Genomic DNA, 17,744 nt, shown 5'->3' with positions numbered 1-17,744 from the left:
CAAAATCAGCTAGGTAGCCATTTTGTCCCCTACTTCATCCTCGGATGTCCTTATCCGCAAGCTTGAGACCATCTCGGAAATCCGAGAGGCTGAAATTGCGGTTTTGAAAAGCATACCGATTCAGGAGAAAGACTTTTCCGCCAACCACGACCTGGTGCGTGAGGGCGAGCGTCCTGTTTACTCGTTTGTCGTTCTGGATGGTTTGATCGGCTCCACCAAATACACGAGCGAAGGAAAGCGACAGATCACTTCCTTCTTCGTGGCCGGGGACATTCCTGATCTGCACGGGCTGCATCTGTCGGTCATGGATTGCAATTTCTCGACCCTGACACCGGCCCGAGTGGGCTTTATGCGACATGACGTTCTCCGCAGCATTTGTGACCAGCACCCTCGTATCGCCGCCGCTTTCTGGCGGTCGACGCTGATCGACGCCGCGATGTACAGGGAGTGGGTCACCAACGTTGGAAGACGTGAGGCCTATACCCGCATGGCTCATATTTTGTGCGAACTCATATTTCGCTTGCGGGCAGTCGGACGCATTGAGGATCACATTGCGGATATTCCGATAACCCAAGCCGCACTTGGCGATGCATTGGGGTTGTCCACGGTCCACGTCAATCGAATGCTTCAGGAATTACGTCGTGACGGCCTCATCGCGACCACAGGCACGAGAATGCATGCGATCGACTGGCCCCGCCTCACTCACGCAGGAGATTTCGACACGACCTACCTGCACCAAAAGAACCCGGCAGATTAGTGGTGACGGAAGCTCTCCCATGGCACGATTTTTCTTTGACACCGGCGATCGCGATTTGGTCTTGCTGGATGAGATAGGTGTCGAATGCGGTGGCCTCGAAGAGGTACGCCGAGTCGGATTCGAAGGCCTTATCGATCTTACGAGAGACGCATTGAAAAGCGTTGACGGTCAGAAAGTGTTTGTCGAGGTGCGTGATGAAAATGGCGACAAAGTCCTGCGGCTAAGCCTCTCGCTTCAGATCATGTTGATGAGATGAATTCCGCCGATTTTCGCGGCACCGCCGATCAGCCCCTCCTCATCCAACCAGCTTCAGATGCCTATCGGACGGCATCCAGCGAGACGACGTATCTCGAAAGCCCCGAGCCGTAGGACCACGCAGTGCTCGGTCGCGTAGCATATCCCGGTGCAAGCGGGCGGGCGCTTTAATCTATGTAAATGCGCCGGGTCAGTGACCGGATTAGTTGGGTCTGTGCGTGCCGAGGGACAATGCACCCTTGCTTCGCACGCAGCAGGACCCGGCAGATGACGGGTCCGAGCATCAGCCCGGAGCAAAACATGACGATTGTCGCTTGTTGGACCCTCCACCCCACCAGATGGGGCCGACACGAAACAGGGCCTATCGATCTTCAGGATCACTGCGATGACTGAACACCATTCCGACCTCAACGCGTCCGGTCCGGTCCTTGCGGAGCAGACACAACCCGCTACCTATCCTGGAGGTTTGTCTTTACCAGGTTCTGGCGAACAGACGAACCTGGTGGACCTTGTTCCGGCATTGCGGGCATTCGCCCGTTCGCTCAGTGGCAGCATCGATGAAGCTGACAACCTTGTCCGAGAGACACTGATCAAGGGGATTGCAGATCTCGATGGTGTTGATGGAGGCCGCGTGAAGCCCTGGATCTTCGCCACCATGCGCAGGGCGTCCTTGGCCAGGCTTGAAGACATGGACTCACAAAGTCGAGGAAGGGCTAGTTGCTTGTCGGAACCTTTTGCCTCCGAGGCTCTGGAACAGATGGGAACCGGCCCCGGGATAGCACGTGCCATAGACCTCCTGGCGGATCAGGAGCGGCAGGCCATCGTCTTGGTTTGCATGCTCGGGCTGTCCTATGAAGACGCCGCCGACATCTGCGACTGCGACACAGCCACCATCAAGGGCCGGATACAGGATGCGAGGACAAGAATGGTTGTCCAGTCGGGTGCCCCCGCGGAAGCCACACCTGAACAATCGAATGGATGATGAGCAAAGCGCGGCAGTGTTCAAGGCAGAAATTCGAGCAAAAATTCGGAATGGCTGCCAGGCAGCCAATGCATCGCTCGCCCTGAGGTAGCCGATCGCTCAACCGCAGGTTTGTTGTGCATGGCAGGGAACCATGAGGGGTCCGCCGAGTTCGACCCTCGGTCAAGCTCGGGTTCCCAAGATGGAAGAAATCGGCAAGGCGCAACAGAAGGCCATAGCCCGTCTCATACGTCAGTGGATCGCATCGGACGCCAGCCGTCGCCAGCTTCGCCAGTTGCTGGATCTGCCGACGGACGCGGACATGCCCCGCGAGCATCGGTCATTGCTCGACGAACTCGACCGAAAGCTCGACGACTAGGTGGTGCATGCTGCTTGGACAACTCCCACAGGCATCCGGTTGCGGAGTCCGAAGGCCCCTGCAACGGCAGCTCTCAGAGACGAGGCGAAAGCTCACCTGCCCAGCGGTTGTCGCGAAAGCTGTTCGAGCTCGTTCTCGTCCGTGATCCCGGCTTGGTAGTAAGCAAGGATGCGCGATGCGCGCCGTTCTCTCTCGGTTTCGGTCTCGTTTTTGAGGTTGCTGCGTGCAAGGACGCGGCTCAGGACCGCAAGTTCCGATGGGGTATAGGCATCCCTATGCATTGCGTCCCGCCTCCGCGCCGTAAAATCCTGCAATAGGGATTCCCCGGCGCGCCCTAACGTCACACAGGACAGAATGTTCCATGGTTTGCATGAAGGTATCGCCGGTGTCGGCTGAGTCCCGCCGCGACTTCGCGGCGGAGTCAGCGAAGCCCGCCTCGGAAGGCCGAGACGGGTTGAAGCTGCTTCGCCAGCTTCGAAGGCCAAGACAATGAGGGAGGATTGTAGACCTGTCCCCGAACCTTGAAGTGCAGCGAATGTTCCCGGGTGGAGGCTCTTGTTGGGTTAGCCTCGGCGGCGGCCGCCTCCGACGCGGGCATCTTCGTTTCTGCTCAAGCTTTATCCTGATCTCCAGAAGCTTGCTGGATTTCCGTCATCACCTGCCGAGGATCGACATTCTCGGCCAATTGCGGCAGCTCCTCATCGGCTGGTGTCGAGACATTCAGGCGCTCCGTCAAGGCAGCCACCATTTCGATGAGCCGCGTGGTTTCGTGCTCGTTAAGAAGGCTGATCTGCAGATCCAGCTCCGCTCGGCGCTCGCTGTGTTCGGCCATTCTGTTCTGGTTGATCAGCACGAAAGTGGACAGGAAGATCGCCTCGACCGAGGCCACCATGGCCAGGATCACAAAGGTCGGGTCCCAAGCTGGAATGGCCGGTATCAGGCCTAGGTTCGCAAGCATCCAGGCGAGGAGAATTGCTAGGTGCAAATAGACAAAAGGCATGCTTCCCGCAAAGCGCGAAATCGCGCCGGCAATGCGCACCTGAACCCCCTGGTGTTCCTCCTGTTGTCGCCTGTGGTCGACCAAAGCCTGTATGTTCTGGTGAAGGATCGACTGCATGTCGGCGGGATGCTGATCGTTCATTTTAAAAGCCCGGTTTGGCGGCCAATATCATCCCAGCGCCGACCATCGCCGGCCTGGCACGCCCGGCGAGGCTGCATCGCCTGAATTCGCCGGCTCACGGCCGCCGGTCTCTTGAGACGAGGAGTGCCGTCCTGCAATCGTGTCCACCATGGCGATCACCGCCTCCGGGGCGCTCTGATGAACCATATGGCCGGCGCCCTCAACAACATCGAGGAGGGACCCACCGACCTCCGAATGCAGGCGTCGTGCCTCCCCCTCGGCGTCGAACAGCCGGTCTCCAGACCCCGCCAGGATGCCCGTCGGGACGGCAATGTCCGTGTAGCTGGGCTTCCTTAGCAGGGCTGCCCCCAGCATCGATGCCGATTCCGAACACACCGCGCGCAGTTGGGAAGGGCGGCTGGCGGCATCCTTTGCGAGAACGGCGAAGTCGGCAGCGACATCCGCCGGATGAAAGATCTTCTGCATCGCCCAAGGCCAGGCAAGCCTCACAAGCAACGGCAGCAAGGTGTGGCGAAACGCAGTGCCGACGACCGGGAGAGCCGGCAGGGCGGCCAGCGCAAGATCAAGCCGGGGCGGTGGATAGTAGTAGCCGGAGACCAGCACGATGCCGGCAACCGAAGGAGAATGCCTGCGCGCCAATTCGAGGGCTACCCAGGCGCCCCAGGAATGTCCAAGCACGAGATAGTTCTCGATGCCCAGCCTGCCGACGGCGGCATGTATGAGATCGGCTTGGTTACGGGCGGACCACCGCCGGCCGCGCGACCGCGTGCTTCGGCCGAAGCCCGGCCGATCAAATGCGAGTACCCGGTAGGTCTTTGCCGCCCGATCGAAGATACCGCTCGACTTGAAATCCTGCGCCATGGATCCGTTTCCATGCAACAAAATGAGCGGCATGCCGGTGCCGGCTTCGATAAAATGCAGGCGAAGACCTTCAATCTCCATGAAATGGCCGTGCGCCCGGCCAAAAAGCGCACGTTTGGCGCGGGCGTGATTGTACCCGGCAAGTGCCGACAATGCGGCGACGAGCAGCACGGTCGAGAGCTTCGGTCTGTCTCTGTGGAACGCCATGCACTGCCTGCCAGGAACTGTCTTGCTCGGTGCCCCGCCGCGCCCCAACCTTCGGAAGGGCAGCTTGTTCCGCTAGACAACGACACTGCCTATGGCTGGCTCAAACGGCTTGAAACGCGAACTCTCTGAGGCATCGGATGCGGCGATGGCAGCATGTTCAAACGCGATGGCCATCTGATTCAGCGCTTTTACAACGTCACCGATGGCGTACAGATCGTCGACGGAAGTCTGCTGGTGAGGTAGCTCTTCGCAACGTCGCGCCGACGGCCAAGGCGGTCCCTGCCCGCTGGCTGTTTTGCGGGCCGGCTTCCGAAACCTGGCGTCTGAAATACGAAAAGCCCGCTACCCCACGTGGAGTAGCGGGCTAAGCCCGCAACGCGATCAACAGTGAATTCTCCACGCCTGAAAGGCGGTGGCTTCATGTTACGGCTTGAAACCGGATTGGTTCGCCCGTTGGCGGAGAGGGTACCATTTCACGTCACCAACCTGTGCTGGCGCGCCCTAAAGGCATGTGATTTCCGTCGCCCTTACAATGACGTCGTCCTGTTCAAACTGGTCAGCGAGCTTCCCTTTCAATGTTTGCCAGAAGGCAGCGTCCAATGTTTCCGCCATGATCTCAAATAGCACCACCTCATCATGGCGAGTTGCCCCTGCTTCATCATTCCAGGTGCCACTTGCCGGCGACCGCGTGTAGGCGGTGACCCCGCCGAACTTTTCGGTAAGTTGTTCCTGGAGGTGCTTGTAGACCTCGCGCGGAAAAGGATTTCCGAGATTATCGTTCAATGGGAGCAGGATCTCTATCAGTACCATTTTGAGGCCTGTGTGGACTGGCCCACGCCGAACGCAGCCCGTCATGCCGACTTGCGGCGCTTGATCCCTTCACGAGCCAAGCTCTTCTTCAGAACGGATGCCAGGTCGACAACATTCTCTTCCGGACGCGGCGCCGCCTTGGGAGGCTTCTTGCCTTTCCGCTTCGCGTCGATCATTGCGATTAGCGCGTCCTCATAGGTGTCCTCAAACTTCGAGGGATCGAATTTGGTCACCTTCTTGTCGATCAGCAAGCTTGCGATTTCGAGAAGGTCCTCATCATACGTGGGACTCTTCAAATCGTCGAATACGGCTTTTTCCGAGGTCATCTCGTTGTGAGTACGAAGCTCGGTCAGCAGCATTCCCTTGCCGTACGGTTGGATCACGACCTCGCGGCCACGCTGGTACAGAACCACGCAGGACCGCGCCGCGACACGCTTCTTGGCCATGGCATCGCGGAGAACGGAAAAGGCTTCGATCGAGGCGCCATCGGCGGGAATGAGGTAATAGGGTTTCTCCAGGTAGCGCGTGTCGATGCTTGAGATGTCGACGAACTCACCCACCTCGAGGGTGTGGGCCGATGTCAGTTTGAGCTTCTTGATCTCCTCCGGCTCGACCTTGATGAAATCGTCCTTCTCGACCTCGTACCCCTTCACTTGATCTTCGCTCTCGACCCTGTCGCCAGTTCCCTCGTCAACGTAAGCGCTGTTGACCGGGAGGCCGTCTTTTCTGTTCAGAATTTTGAAGTGGATTTTCGACGCTTCGCTGGTCGCACTCACGAGTTTCACGCCGCAAGACACCGAACCGACCTTCAGAAAGCCCTTCCAGACCGCGCGGGGAGCCGCCATGTCTTTTCTCCGCTCTTCAATCCTTCACGTAGGCGCCGGGTTGCCGACCTGACCTGGGCGCCTTGGCGTCCTTGGAATGCTCCGCGACGGCCGGCCCGGCGCCGGATGTTTTCTGCGTGGCGGGGCTTGGTGTCGGCCGACACGACGAATTCTGACCATCAGATTGATGCCTCTTGTCTTGTGAGAATTCGCTTTGGTGGTCGCCTCCATCTTTGTTCGAGTATTTTGTGGCGCCGGTTTCGCGGCGGTTTTCATTTCCAGCCATGATCGATCCTCCCGAGGGATGATCATGAACTTGGTTCCGGTCAACAAAGTTCCCTGTTCGTCACGATGGCGTCCGAACGATCGAACGGGTCCCGTATCAAACATTGTGTTGAATGTTCTGAGGTACCGTGGCCGCCAGCCAAAAGCCGGCCATGAGGGCAGCACGAAGAACGCGATGAGCTGCAAGGCATCGGCGATGACTGCCGTGCCGTGATCAAGAAAACCTGCCGACCGGGACCGACGTGCAGTTTTCACGGCCGTTGCCAAAAGATCAATGATTGGTGCCTGCATACTGCCATCTGATGATTGAACGTCCAGGCGTCTTGCTGGTGCCGAAGGTGTGTGCCGTGATCGTCCCGTCTGGCTTCAGACGACTGCCAAGAAAGGGAACCTCTTTTGTGGGCGGGAGTTAGACGACGTATGCCGGCTTCGAGCCGCTGGCGTGGACAACGAAACAGATCTTTGGCACCAGCCTGTAAGACAACGAGGTCAGCAAGGCGACTTGCCCCTAGCTATTGGACACGAGGTGCTGGCGCGGACGGCTGCTTCAACACATCAATGTGAGCTTGCCTCTTCATGCGGTTTCGCTCGGCGCTTAGAAGCTCTTCCTCGCCCGTTAGGCCGTTTAGGAAAAGCTTCAGGACATGGGACGCGAGTGTCTGTGCCTCCTGGCTGTTGAGCGGAATGCCCCTCTCTTTGCAGGCGGTCCGACAGACGCGGGCGAGCATTTCCAGTTCGCCGCACATGACGACTTGACCAGGAAACAACATGGCTTCCTCCATCTCTCAGATGTTGCATTGGCGCTGCAACATGACTCCGTCCTCCCTTTGTGTCGTTAAGAAATGATGGAGGTGGCGATTTGGTCCGAAATGGTACAGTCTTTCGTTGGAACGTTCGTGCTTTTGGACGGTTGGAGACGCGGCAATCTTTCCCTCGAGACTGCCATAGAAGAGCCCGCTCCGCCGGCCCTCAGCGTGAGCGGGCTCTTGCTCAGCTGGCAAGATTGGAAGTTCTCACGCTACGTCAGAATGGTATGCGCGCGCCTCTAGCTCGATCGAGCGCCGCCAGACCAGTCGGGGTGAAGGGGGGCACGGTCTCCCAACTATGCCAAGTCGCGGATGTAGGCGGGGTGGTACGAACGACGAACGCGGAACGCTGTACGAAAGTCACAACAATTTGTACATGTTATGACCACGCAATCGTACAGAGACTGGCATTGGGAATAGGAAAGGTCGAAGGATAAATTCCTAATCTGTAGGTCACAGGTTCGATTCCTGTCGGGATCACCTGCTTTTTGAACTTTACGATGGTTACGTGCAGTAAGTCGGTCGGTCGACGCGGCCCGCTTCCTCACTTGCCGATATAGGCGGCCAATTCGTCAGGCGTCCCGATCGGGAATGCCTGTTTGAGATAGTCGAGGAACGCGGACACCCGGGCGCTTAGCAGCCGCCTGGACGGGTAGAGCGTCCACAAGGTGATGTCGCCTCCCTCAACATCACCCCAATGCACCAGCGAGCCCTCGGTTATATCGTGGCTGACAAGCGACACGGGGAGGCGGCCGGCACCGACGCCTGCTCGCACCGCATCCCGGACCATAATCAGCGATGACAGAGCGAGGACCGGCTGGACCGCGATCGTTGCCCGGCCGGTGGGCGTCTTCACGGCCCAGGTCGGTTGATCGCCGGCCGAGCGCACGACCGCGGGAGCGGGGCGGTGTCCGGACGGCCGGGCAAGGTCAGGGCTTGCCACGACCACCAGCCGATCGCGCAGGAAGACTCGTCCGACGAGGCTGTCATCCGGATCCGGATTGACCCTGATCACCAGATCAAATCCCTCCTCGATCATGTCGACGGAACGATCTTCCGTCGAGACCTCGAGCCTCACTTCCGGAAATTTCAGGGCGAACCCGGCGGCGATCTTTCCCATCGCGGTCTGCGAAAAAACAAGCGGCGCGCTGATCCGCAACCTGCCTCGCGGCTTCTCACCACCCGAGGCGATCGCTACAGCAGTCTCGTCGAGCTCGGTAAGCAAGCGACCCGCACGCTCATATAAAGCGCGCCCTTCCTCAGTCAGCTTGAGCATGCGTGCGCCGCGTTCGAACAGGCGCAGGCCAAGGCTGGCCTCGAGATCCGCGACCCGACGCGACAGCGTCGCCTTCGGGCGGGCGGCGGCGCGCGCCGCGCGCCCAAAGCCGCCGTGGCGCGCCACGGTGACGAAATCAGCGAGAGCAAGCAAATCCATGTGTTCCACCACTGATACGTTGTGTCCAAAATTCGCATCTATTGGCCCATGTGTGAACCACTCATATTCGGGTCGTCAAGCAACCCAACCCGGAGAAAACAACCATGACAATCCTCGTTACCGGAGCCACTGGCCGTGTCGGCCGCCAAGTCGTCCAGCAACTCGTCAAGCGCGGCGCCGATGTGCGCGTCCTAGTTCGCGACACCTCGAAGGCTGATTTTCCGGCCGTTGTAGAGGTCGTCCAAGGTGAACTGCTCGATATCGGATCCCTGCGCAAAGCGTTTGCCGGCGTCAACACGCTGTTCCTGCTCAACGCGGTGTCGGGGGACGAATTCACCCAGGCGCTCATCACCCTGAACATTGCCCGAGAGTCAGGCGTCGATCGGGTTGTCTACCTGTCGGTGATCCACAGCGATCACTTCGTCAACGTTCCGCATTTCGCGGTGAAGGCCGGCGCGGAGCGGATGATCGAACAGATGGGTTTCAGCGCCACGATCCTGCGCCCGGCCTACTTCATCGACAATGACCTCATGATCAAGGACGTCATCTTCAACCATGGCGTCTATCCGATGCCGATCGGAGCCAAGGGCATCGCCATGGTCGACGCCCGCGACATTGCCGAGGTCGCGGCCATCGAACTAATCCGTCGTGACCAGGCCCCAGGCAAGCTGCCGGTCGAAATCATCAATCTGGTCGGCTCCGATACGCTGACTGGTTCGGATGTAGCCACGATCTGGTCGGATGTCCTGGGTCGTCCGGTTGCCTATGGCGGCGATGATCCAGCCGGCTTCGAGCAGAATCTGGCGAAAATCATGCCCACATGGATGGCCTATGAGATGCGCCTGATGGCGGAGCGTTATGCCACCGACGGGATGCTTCCAGAGGCCGGCGACGTCGAGCGTTTGACAGAAATCCTGGACCGCCCGCTGCACTCATACCGCGACTTCGCGACTGAGCTTGCCGCATCATGACCGTCAACCTGGGACTGCCTCTTGCGAGGCGCCCCCCCCTTCCGAGGTAGCTACCATGCAAAATTCCCAAACCGATAACAGCCCCAATGCCCGACCCAGGATATTGCTCCTTGGAGCGACCGGCGGCACCGGGCGCCTGATCGTAGGTCAGGCGCAAGAGAGAGGCTACGATGTCACCGTGCTCGTGCGCTCTCCCGAAAAGGCGGGCGATCTCCAGGGCGCAAAGCTCATCGTGGGAGATGCCCGCGATCAGGAGGTCCTGCGGCAAGCGCTAAAGGGCCGCAACGCCGTCATCAGCGCGCTTGGCACTCCCGCTAGCCCATTTCGCGAGGTGACCCTTCTCTCATCCGCAACGCGGACGCTCGTGAACGCAATGAAGGCCGAAAACGTCACCCGCCTTGTCGCCATCACGGGCCTGGGCGCCGGAGACAGCGCGGGCCATGGCGGCTTTCTGTTCGACAACCTGGTTTTCCCGCTGCTTTTGCGCAAGGTCTATGCCGACAAGAACCGTCAGGAAGCTATCGTCAGGGACAGCGGTCTCGACTGGGTTCTCGTTCGCCCCTCCGTGCTCAACGACAAGCCCAGCCGAGAGACGATCCGCGCGCTCACCGATCTCTCGGGTTTCCATGGCGGAACCATATCGCGAGCAAACGTTGCCAGCTTTGTCTTGGACCAGGTGCACAACGACACATGGCTGCATCGTTCCCCGTTGATAACCTGGTGAACGCCATTCAGCGTGCGATCGGTTGTGGTCCCTCTGCCGAGATGACCACGGCCGCCAGACCGCCTCAGCCAACCTTGACCACGAAATGCTTGGTCACCGGCTCGATGATCTTCCAGGTGCCCTTGAAGTCGGCTTCCACCACGAAGGCGTCCCCAGGACCGACTTCGACCGGGGTGCCGCCATCGGGCGTGATGATGATGCGGCCGGCGATCATGTGCACGAATTCATAGTCGGTGTAGGTCGCATGATAGGTGCCCGGCGACGCCCGCCACGTGCCCGATATCACCTTACCATCCGCGGTCGTATGTTGGACGGCGGTCTGCATGGTCGGCTGGCCCTCGACCGCGATCCAGCCAGGCAGATCGCCGGCTTCCGCGTGCTCGACCGCGCCGAATTTGAGGATGGTCTTGTTCGTCATGCCGGGCTCCGTTTGCTTCACGTGTCGCAGAGGTCGGATAGCCGATGCACTTGACGGGAGCAATGCCGTGCAAAGCAAAACAGGCGCGGCCGCGCATCCGGGCAGACCGCCGGCTACCCGCGCCGACCCGGAGTTGCTAAGGCTTGTGCGGCGCCGAGACGAGTTCAGCCTTGCGTTGCGCCGTCTCCAGCCCGAGGCCGATGAAAGCGCGCGCGTGCTTGGCGAGCGCCTTGTTGTCGGTCCACAGATTGCGCCAGATCGCGGTCTTTTTCGACAGGTTCTCGTCGACGATCTCCGAGGAGAAGGATTCGAAGCTGAGATCGTCGGCGTAACCGATCGCGGTCAGTGCATCGAAAATCGCCGCGAAATCGATATTGCCGGTGCCGAGAAAGCCGCGGTGGCTCTCGCCGATATGGACATAGCCGATCTTGGCCGCGGCATGGCGGATGGCGAGCCCCACATCGGCCTCTTCGATGTTCATGTGGAAGGTGTCGAGATGCAGGAAGATGTTGTCCGAACCGGTGTCCTCTATGAAGGCCAACCCTTGCGCTGATGTGTTGAGCAGGTTGCTTTCGAAGCGGTTGACGATTTCGAGATTGAGCGTGACGCCGGCGGCCTTCGCGGTTTCGGCAACCTCGGCCAATGTCCCGGCGCTGCGGTTCCACTGATCGCGCGTCGGCGCCTCGACCTGCAGGCCATGGCTGGTCGAAAGAATGCCGGCCACCTTGCGGCCGCCAAGGTCGCGCGTCAGCGCGATGGTGTCGTTGAGAATCTCGACGCCGCGCGCGGCGACCGCCTTGTCGGCGCTCGATATGTCGCCGTCGGTTGGCAATCCGATGCTGATCGCCACGCCGAGGCCAAGGTCGGCGATACGCTTGGCAAGCCCGCCAATATCGACATTGGCGGGATCGAGATAGGAAAATTCGATCAGGTCGAATCCGGCCTCCCTGGTGCTGGCCAGCGTGCGTTCGAGTTCGCTCTGCGCCGAGCTTGCCGACCAGACGAAAGAATGGATTCCGATGCGCGACATGATCGTCTCCGATGTACAGAAGTGAGAAAGGCGCGGCCGGATCGAACCGGCCGCGCCTTCGTTGGATGGATCAGCGGGCCGCGGTCCAGCCCTTGTAGTCCTTCAGGTTCTCGGCCGTGATCAGCTTCGGGTCGAGCAGCACGGTGGCCTCCGCCGGCTTCTTGCCGGCGAGCAGTTCCGCCGCCATGGTCAGCGACTGGCCGGCCATCACATAGGGATCCTGCGAGGCCGAGGCCTTGATCATCGATTTGCCGGAAGACAGTTCCTTCTCGATATCCGGCGCGCCGTCGACCGCCGTGAAGATGAACTCGGAGCGGTTAAGCTGCTTGGCGGCAAGCTCGGCGCCGATCGCCGTCGGATCGTTGATGGCGAACACCGCGTCGATCTTGTCGAAACGGGTCAGCAACGACTGGAACACCTTCAGGCCGCCGTCGCGCGAGCCTTCGGCGTTCTGGTCGTCCGACAGGATCTTGATGTCGGGATGCTGGGCAAGCACGTTCTTGCAGCCCTTCACCCGCTCCAGGATCGACGATGACGCCGGCCCGTTGAGGATGACGTAGTCGCCCTTGCCGCCGGTGTGGTCGACCAGATACTGGCAGGCCTCTTCACCGGCCTTGACGTTGTTGGTCATCACCGTGACGTCAGCGCCCGGCGCCGAAACGTCGAAGGCCGCGACGATGATGCCGGCGGCCTGCGCCTTCTTCACCGCCGGCGCGATCGCCTTGGCGTCGACCGCATTGAGCATGATCACGTCGACGCCGGCGGCGATGAAGGAATCGACCTGCGAGACCTGCTTGTTGAGGTCATAGTCGGCCGACACCGATGTCACCTCGACCTTCGGATTGATCTTCTTGGCCGCGTCCTCGATGCCCTTGATGGTGGCGACGAAGAACGGGTTGCCGAGCAAGCCGACCGAGATACCAACCTTGTTGAGGTCCTTGGCCGATGCCGGCGCGATCGCGACGGCCGCGAAAGCGGCGCCGCAGAGCAGTTTGGCGATGGTCTTCATTACGCTTACTTCCTCCTGATGCCCCGCGCCTCTCGCGGTGCGTTACACAAGCCGGTCTTTGATGCCGGCGACCAGGTCACTCACGTTCTCGCCCCTGCCTGGAGCCGGTAGCGGTCGAGGGCGACCGCCACGATGATGACCAATCCCTTGATGATGTACTGCCAGATGTCCGAGACACCGGCCAAGATGAGCCCGTTGGAGAGCACCGCGATGATCAGGCCGCCGATCAGCGTGCCCCAGATCGAGCCGACGCCGCCGACGAAACTGGTGCCGCCGAGGATGACGGCGGCGATGGCGTCGAGTTCGTAGCTTTGCCCGAGTTGCAGGCCGTTGGCGGCGTAGAGCCGAGCCGCCGACATGGCGCCGCCGAGGCCGGCAAGCAGGCCGGAAACGCCATAGACGAAGAGCAGCACCAGCGGCACCTTGATGCCGGTCAGCCGGGCGGCCTCGGCATTGCCGCCGACGGCATAGATCCAGGTGCCGAGCACCGTGCGTTTCAGCACCACCCAGGACAGCACCACCACCGACAGCGCGATGATGACCAGCCAGGGGATGCCGAGCACCGAACCGTTGCCGATGAAGTCGAACGGCAGGTCGGAATTGAACACCGTCGTGTCCTGCCCGAGCAAGCGGGCAACGCCGCGCACGGCGGTCAGCGAACCCAGAGTGACGATGAAGGGCGGCAGCCTGATATAGGCGATGAGCAGCCCGTTGATCAGCCCGAAGCCGAGCCCGACCAGGATGGCCGCCGGCACACCGAGCAGGCCCCAGTCCGGCACCAGCGACACCAGCACCGCCACCATGGCCGCGGCGGCGAGGATCGAACCGACCGACAGGTCGATGCCGCCGGTCAGGATTACGAAGGTCATGCCGGCGGCCAGCACGATGTTGATCGACGATTGCTGCGTGACGATCAGCAGGTTGGTGCCGGTGAGAAAGCGCGGGTTGATGAACTGGAAGCCGGCCGCCAGCAGCACCAGCACCGGCAGCATGCCAAGCGCCGCAAGCGCGGTGCGCAGCCGCCGGTTCCTGGCCACCGCCTGGTCCACACTCTTCGTCCCGGTCGTCCTGTCTGTCATCGCTGAGACGCTCCCGTCGCAAGTTCCATGATCGCTTCCTGGCGAAGCGGTTCGCCTTCCGACGCCGTCACCTCGCCAGCGATCGCACCATCGCGCATCACCAGCACGCGGTCGGCGACGCCGATCACCTCGGGCAATTCGCTTGAGATCATCAGGATGGCGATACCCTTGTTGGCGAGATTGTCGATCAGCCGGTAGATTTCCGACTTGGCGCCGACGTCGACGCCGCGTGTCGGCTCGTCGAGGATGACGACCTTCGGCTCGGTTTCGAGCAGCCGCGCGAGCAGCACCTTCTGCTGGTTGCCGCCCGACAGCGAGCCGGCATTGGCTTGCGCGGAGCCGGTGCGGATGGAGAGGTCCGCAATGGCCTTCGCCGCACGCCTGTCCGCAGTGGTGAAGTCGCGCAAGCCGCCGGCCCGCGCGTCCCTGGCCAGCACGCCCATGCTGATATTGTCGGAAATCGACATGTCGAGGAACAGGCCGAGTTCCTTGCGGTCTTCGGTGAGGTAGGCGATGCCGGCATCGAGCGCCTCGCCCGGCGAGCCGATGGTTATGGGCCTGCCGTCGAGTTCCATCGTGCCGGCGCTGCGCTTGTCGGCGCCGAAGATCAGCCTGGCGAGTTCGGTTCGGCCAGAACCGACGAGACCCGCCAGCGCCAGCACCTCGCCGTGATGGAGGTCGAACGAACAGTCCTTCAGCAGGCGCCCGTCGGACATGCCGCGCACCGAGAGCGCGACAGCGCGCTTCTCGCCCGGCGGGCGATGGTCCTTCTTGTAGAAGGCCGAGAGATCACGGCCGACCATCATCGACACCAGCCGCGAGGCGCTGAGGTCGGCGCGCTCCAGCGTCCCGACATAGCCGCTGTCGCGCAGCACGCTGACGCGATCGGCGAGTTGGTAGACCTCTTCCATGCGGTGGCTGATATAGATGATGGCGATGCCTTGCGTCTTCAGCGTCGCGATCACCTCGAACAGAAGGTCGGTCTCGCGCGAGGTCAAGGACGTGGTCGGCTCGTCCATGACGATGATGCGCGCATTGGTCGAAAGCGCCCGGGCGATCTCGACCAACTGTCGTTCGCCGAGCGACAGGCTGGAAACCAGGGCGCGCGCCGAGAACGAGACGCCGAGCCGCGCGATGATTTCGCCAGCGCGACGGTTGCACTGGTCACGGTCGACGATGCCGAAGCGGCGGGGTTCATTGCCGAGGAAGATGTTCTGCGCCACCGTCAGGTTCGGCGCCAGCGACAGCTCCTGGTAGATCACCGCGATGCCTGCGGCGCGCGCCTTGATCGGATCGCCGGTCGCGGCGGGCGCGCCATCGATGAGTATCTCGCCCCCCGCATCCGGCCGATAGGCGCCGGACAGCACCTTCATCAACGTCGACTTGCCGGCGCCGTTCTCGCCCATCAGCGCGTGCAGTTCGCCGGCATGGACGCTGAGCGAGACGTCCTGCAGGGCACGGATCGCACCGAAGGTCTTCGAGATGTGGCGCATCTCCAGCACCGGCTGGCGCGTCGCCTGCGTCTGCACGGCCGCGCTCATCGCGCACCACCCGCAGCCTTGACGGCGGCGCCATGTCCGGCAGCGACGCGATCGCGCCAGGCATCGCGATAGCCGGCGAGGCCACTGAATTCTGTCGCCCGCACCGGCTCCGGCGGCTCGGCGGCGAAGTCATGACCTTCGCTCTCGAAGGCGAGCGCTGCCGCACCCGTGGCGCTGCCTTCCAGCGAGGCGCCTTGCAGGAAGGTCTGGCCGGGACGCAGTTGCGCCAGCAGCCCGGCAAGCAGGCCGCCCGTGTTCAGCCCGCCATCGACGATGACGGTATTCTGCGAACTAATGAGATCGAGGCAGAGATCGATCATCAGCGCCACGTAAAGCAGCGCCACCGCCGCGCTCTGCCCGTCACTGGGCTTACCGCCGATGATTTCGCCGCGATGGCTCGGCATTGGCCCGCCCGGCGCGAAACTGGGCAGCGCCATGAGGCGAGCATCGAGCGCCTGCTGTATCGAGCCAAGCGGGATCGCGCCTTGCCAGCCGCCGCTGATGACGGCGAATTCGCGCCCGCCCATGAAGCGGATGGTCGGCACCGGACCGCCGTCGACATCGACATTGACCAGCATGTCGCGCTCACGGTCGAGCGCTTCGAGCGGGCAGTCGGGATTGAGCACGACGACCCAGGTGCCGGTCGAGACGACGGTCAGCGGTCCAAGGCCTTGCCGGCGGTAGGCATGCAGTGCCGCATTGGAGTCGTGGACGCCATTGTGGATCGCGATCGATCGCTTGGTATCGCCGAAGCGCTGCTCGCCGATGACGGCGCCGGCACGTTCGAAAGCCGGCATCCGGCCGCGCCAGCCCTGGGCGTCGACCAGCGAGGAGAAATCACGTTCGCGCGGCGCCCACAAATGCGAATGGCACCCGAGATAGGAGACTTCCGAAACCGGCCGCCCGCCGAGGCGCCAGCTCCAGTACTGGGGATAGCCGAGGATCGATGTCGCTGCCGTAAAGGCATCGGGATCGACCTCCTGCAGCCACAGCATGTGGCGGCCATAGTTGAAGCCGAGCGGCAGGCGCGGCGAAAACGTCTCGGCGAAATCCGGGATGCGGCGGTCGATCCGCGCCGCGATCTCGGCCGGTGGCTCCTGTTCGTAGTCGAGGATCGGATGCGTCAGCGCCTTGTCGCCGACAAGGGCGAAGGTGCAACCATGGCCCGACACCATCACCCCTTCGACACCATGGTTTTCGACCGCGTCGGTGACGGCACCGAACGCCCAGTCATGGAGGGCGGCTTCGTCAAGCACGCTGAAGCCGCCTTGGTGCGTCCATTTCGGCTGCGTCCTGCGTTCGTCCAGGATGCGGCCGTCCTGGCCGAAGACGAACAGCTTCGAATTGGTCTTGCCGAAGTCCAGCACCGCCACGTTCACGGCGTCGCTCCCGAGGTAGCAGCAATCCGCACCATGACGCCGGCATCCTCCAGCATGCGCGCATCGGCATCGGAGAGGCCGTCATCGGTGACCAGCGTGCCGATGCGCGACAGCGGCAGCGCGACGTTGCGCGCGTGGATCGAGAGTTTGCGGCTGTCGGCCAGCACCACGATCTGGTCGGCGCAGAGGCTGAGATCGACAATGGAGCGGACCAGCAGCGGATGCGATTCCAGCAGCCCTTCCTGGTTGAGCCCTTGCGTGCCGAGAAAGAATTTCGAGGCATAGAAAGGCGTCGCCTGGGTCGGCGAATGGATGATGCCGGGTTCGCGGTGCAGATCACCGCCGGCGACCGTCAGGCTGCAATGGCCATGGTCGCTGAGATAGGCAGCGAGCGGCATCGAATTGGTGTAGAGCCGGATGTTGCGGTCGGCGAGCTTGACGCCGAGATGGAAGCAGGTCGAGCCGCCATGGACGATAACCGCGTCGCCGTCGCGCACCATGGTCGCGGCGACGGTTGCAATCTGCCGCTTGGCCTCGACGGCGAGGTCCCGGTTCTCGTCATAGGGCCGGGCATAAGCGACGCCCGCATGCGAGGCGCCATCGAGCGCCGATATGCCGCCATAGACCTTGCGGGCTTCACCGGCCTCGTCGATCCGGTCGATATCGCGCCTGACCGTGGCTGCCGAAACGCCGAGCCGCTCCTGCAACTCGCGCACGGAGGCGAACGGGCGATCCCGGAGCAATTCGACGATCTGACGCTGGCGGCCGAAGTCGCTCAACTCTTTCCTCCCTGATGCCATTTTTCTACGGCAACTGGTGCAACTTACTCAACATTAGTCGGATTGCAAGCTTGTTTTGACGACAGTAGATCA

At 61.7% G+C, this 17,744-nt stretch carries 19 protein-coding genes; 6 read left to right on the top strand and 13 right to left on the bottom strand.

The window, feature by feature from the left end:
• The first annotated feature begins 22 nt into the window (after positions 1-22).
• The 4 genes from FJ948_RS22455 (at position 23) to FJ948_RS30380 (ending at position 2,352) form a co-directional block, all read left to right on the top strand.
• Positions 23-757: a Crp/Fnr family transcriptional regulator gene (locus tag FJ948_RS22455; RefSeq protein WP_140708249.1), complete on the top strand. Its 735-nt coding sequence runs from the start codon at positions 23-25 to the stop codon at positions 755-757.
• 19 nt (positions 758-776) lie between these two features.
• Positions 777-1,013 carry a hypothetical protein gene (locus FJ948_RS22450; protein ID WP_140708247.1) on the top strand — a complete coding sequence of 79 codons (237 nt, stop codon included), beginning with the start codon at positions 777-779 and terminating at the stop codon, positions 1,011-1,013.
• Between the two features lie 384 nt (positions 1,014-1,397).
• A complete protein-coding gene (locus tag FJ948_RS22445; protein WP_140708245.1) occupies positions 1,398-1,994 on the top strand; it encodes a sigma factor-like helix-turn-helix DNA-binding protein in 597 nt (198 codons plus the stop codon).
• A 181-nt stretch (positions 1,995-2,175) separates the two neighbouring features.
• Positions 2,176-2,352, top strand: a complete 177-nt coding sequence (locus FJ948_RS30380) for a hypothetical protein (RefSeq protein ID WP_181173771.1) — start codon at positions 2,176-2,178, stop codon at positions 2,350-2,352.
• A 610-nt stretch (positions 2,353-2,962) separates the two neighbouring features.
• On the opposite strand, the gene FJ948_RS22435 is transcribed toward FJ948_RS30380, so the two are convergent.
• The 6 genes from FJ948_RS22435 to FJ948_RS22405 form a co-directional block, all read right to left on the bottom strand.
• Complete coding sequence (locus tag FJ948_RS22435; RefSeq protein WP_140708241.1) at positions 2,963-3,493, bottom strand: DUF1003 domain-containing protein; 531 nt, start codon at positions 3,491-3,493, stop codon at positions 2,963-2,965.
• Between the two features lie 27 nt (positions 3,494-3,520).
• Positions 3,521-4,561 carry an alpha/beta hydrolase gene (locus FJ948_RS22430; protein WP_140708239.1) on the bottom strand — a complete coding sequence of 347 codons (1,041 nt, stop codon included), beginning with the start codon at positions 4,559-4,561 and terminating at the stop codon, positions 3,521-3,523.
• A gap of 501 nt (positions 4,562-5,062) precedes the next feature.
• Positions 5,063-5,371, bottom strand: coding sequence for a hypothetical protein (locus tag FJ948_RS22425; RefSeq protein ID WP_140708237.1), 309 nt, complete (start codon positions 5,369-5,371; stop codon positions 5,063-5,065).
• 41 nt (positions 5,372-5,412) lie between these two features.
• On the bottom strand, positions 5,413-6,216 hold the full coding sequence (locus FJ948_RS22420; RefSeq protein ID WP_140708235.1) for a Ku protein: 804 nt from the start codon (positions 6,214-6,216) through the stop codon (positions 5,413-5,415).
• Between the two features lie 16 nt (positions 6,217-6,232).
• Complete coding sequence (locus FJ948_RS22415) at positions 6,233-6,481, bottom strand: hypothetical protein (RefSeq protein ID WP_140708233.1); 249 nt, start codon at positions 6,479-6,481, stop codon at positions 6,233-6,235.
• A 1,349-nt stretch (positions 6,482-7,830) separates the two neighbouring features.
• Complete coding sequence (locus tag FJ948_RS22405) at positions 7,831-8,721, bottom strand: LysR family transcriptional regulator (protein WP_140708229.1); 891 nt, start codon at positions 8,719-8,721, stop codon at positions 7,831-7,833.
• Positions 8,722-8,825: 104 nt separating this feature from the next.
• On the opposite strand from FJ948_RS22405, the gene FJ948_RS22400 reads away from it, so the two are divergent.
• Together FJ948_RS22400 and FJ948_RS22395 are read left to right on the top strand one after the other, a co-directional pair.
• Positions 8,826-9,692 (top strand): NmrA/HSCARG family protein, encoded by an 867-nt coding sequence (locus tag FJ948_RS22400; RefSeq protein ID WP_140708227.1) that lies wholly within the window; start codon positions 8,826-8,828, stop codon positions 9,690-9,692.
• A 55-nt stretch (positions 9,693-9,747) separates the two neighbouring features.
• Positions 9,748-10,416, top strand: coding sequence for an SDR family oxidoreductase (locus FJ948_RS22395; RefSeq protein WP_140708225.1), 669 nt, complete (start codon positions 9,748-9,750; stop codon positions 10,414-10,416).
• Positions 10,417-10,480: 64 nt separating this feature from the next.
• On the opposite strand, the gene FJ948_RS22390 is transcribed toward FJ948_RS22395, so the two are convergent.
• The 7 genes from FJ948_RS22390 to FJ948_RS22360 all read right to left on the bottom strand — a co-directional run bounded on the left by FJ948_RS22390 (position 10,481) and on the right by FJ948_RS22360 (position 17,651).
• A complete protein-coding gene (locus tag FJ948_RS22390; RefSeq protein WP_140708223.1) occupies positions 10,481-10,834 on the bottom strand; it encodes a cupin domain-containing protein in 354 nt (117 codons plus the stop codon).
• A 136-nt stretch (positions 10,835-10,970) separates the two neighbouring features.
• Positions 10,971-11,864, bottom strand: a complete 894-nt coding sequence (locus FJ948_RS22385; RefSeq protein WP_140708221.1) for a sugar phosphate isomerase/epimerase — start codon at positions 11,862-11,864, stop codon at positions 10,971-10,973.
• 70 nt (positions 11,865-11,934) lie between these two features.
• A complete protein-coding gene (locus FJ948_RS22380; protein ID WP_140708219.1) occupies positions 11,935-12,873 on the bottom strand; it encodes an ABC transporter substrate-binding protein in 939 nt (312 codons plus the stop codon).
• Positions 12,874-12,953: 80 nt separating this feature from the next.
• A complete protein-coding gene (locus tag FJ948_RS22375; protein ID WP_140708217.1) occupies positions 12,954-13,952 on the bottom strand; it encodes a ribose ABC transporter permease in 999 nt (332 codons plus the stop codon).
• A complete protein-coding gene (locus FJ948_RS22370; protein ID WP_140708215.1) occupies positions 13,949-15,493 on the bottom strand; it encodes a sugar ABC transporter ATP-binding protein in 1,545 nt (514 codons plus the stop codon). Before FJ948_RS22370 ends, FJ948_RS22375 begins: the two co-directional genes overlap by 4 nt.
• On the bottom strand, positions 15,490-16,872 hold the full coding sequence (locus FJ948_RS22365; RefSeq protein WP_140708213.1) for a carbohydrate kinase: 1,383 nt from the start codon (positions 16,870-16,872) through the stop codon (positions 15,490-15,492). Before FJ948_RS22365 ends, FJ948_RS22370 begins: the two co-directional genes overlap by 4 nt.
• Positions 16,869-17,651, bottom strand: a complete 783-nt coding sequence (locus tag FJ948_RS22360) for a DeoR/GlpR family DNA-binding transcription regulator (protein WP_140708211.1) — start codon at positions 17,649-17,651, stop codon at positions 16,869-16,871. The genes FJ948_RS22365 and FJ948_RS22360 overlap by 4 nt, the downstream gene beginning before the upstream one ends.
• Positions 17,652-17,744 lie beyond the last annotated feature (93 nt).

The sequence above is a fragment of the Mesorhizobium sp. B2-3-12 genome, from assembly GCF_006442205.1.
Classification (GTDB): domain Bacteria; phylum Pseudomonadota; class Alphaproteobacteria; order Rhizobiales; family Rhizobiaceae; genus Mesorhizobium.
Note: the sequence above shows the minus strand (reverse complement) of the source record. Positions and strands in the feature narration are given on the sequence as shown.

What these genes read in the sequence shown, in the direction of transcription:
- FJ948_RS22445 (WP_140708245.1), top strand. Translation starts at nt 1,398, where the DNA reads ATGACTGAACACCATTCCGACCTCAACGCGTCCGGTCCGGTCCTTGCG.
- FJ948_RS30380 (WP_181173771.1), top strand. Translation starts at nt 2,176, where the DNA reads ATGGAAGAAATCGGCAAGGCGCAACAGAAGGCCATAGCCCGTCTCATA.
- FJ948_RS22385 (WP_140708221.1), bottom strand. Translation starts at nt 11,864, where the DNA reads ATGTCGCGCATCGGAATCCATTCTTTCGTCTGGTCGGCAAGCTCGGCG.
- FJ948_RS22380 (WP_140708219.1), bottom strand. Translation starts at nt 12,873, where the DNA reads ATGAAGACCATCGCCAAACTGCTCTGCGGCGCCGCTTTCGCGGCCGTC.
- FJ948_RS22375 (WP_140708217.1), bottom strand. Translation starts at nt 13,952, where the DNA reads ATGACAGACAGGACGACCGGGACGAAGAGTGTGGACCAGGCGGTGGCC.
- FJ948_RS22405 (WP_140708229.1), bottom strand. Translation starts at nt 8,721, where the DNA reads ATGGATTTGCTTGCTCTCGCTGATTTCGTCACCGTGGCGCGCCACGGC.
- FJ948_RS22430 (WP_140708239.1), bottom strand. Translation starts at nt 4,561, where the DNA reads ATGGCGTTCCACAGAGACAGACCGAAGCTCTCGACCGTGCTGCTCGTC.
- FJ948_RS22425 (WP_140708237.1), bottom strand. Translation starts at nt 5,371, where the DNA reads ATGGTACTGATAGAGATCCTGCTCCCATTGAACGATAATCTCGGAAAT.
- FJ948_RS22370 (WP_140708215.1), bottom strand. Translation starts at nt 15,493, where the DNA reads ATGAGCGCGGCCGTGCAGACGCAGGCGACGCGCCAGCCGGTGCTGGAG.
- FJ948_RS22395 (WP_140708225.1), top strand. Translation starts at nt 9,748, where the DNA reads ATGCAAAATTCCCAAACCGATAACAGCCCCAATGCCCGACCCAGGATA.
- FJ948_RS22400 (WP_140708227.1), top strand. Translation starts at nt 8,826, where the DNA reads ATGACAATCCTCGTTACCGGAGCCACTGGCCGTGTCGGCCGCCAAGTC.
- FJ948_RS22415 (WP_140708233.1), bottom strand. Translation starts at nt 6,481, where the DNA reads ATGGCTGGAAATGAAAACCGCCGCGAAACCGGCGCCACAAAATACTCG.
- FJ948_RS22450 (WP_140708247.1), top strand. Translation starts at nt 777, where the DNA reads ATGGCACGATTTTTCTTTGACACCGGCGATCGCGATTTGGTCTTGCTG.
- FJ948_RS22390 (WP_140708223.1), bottom strand. Translation starts at nt 10,834, where the DNA reads ATGACGAACAAGACCATCCTCAAATTCGGCGCGGTCGAGCACGCGGAA.
- FJ948_RS22435 (WP_140708241.1), bottom strand. Translation starts at nt 3,493, where the DNA reads ATGAACGATCAGCATCCCGCCGACATGCAGTCGATCCTTCACCAGAAC.
- FJ948_RS22420 (WP_140708235.1), bottom strand. Translation starts at nt 6,216, where the DNA reads ATGGCGGCTCCCCGCGCGGTCTGGAAGGGCTTTCTGAAGGTCGGTTCG.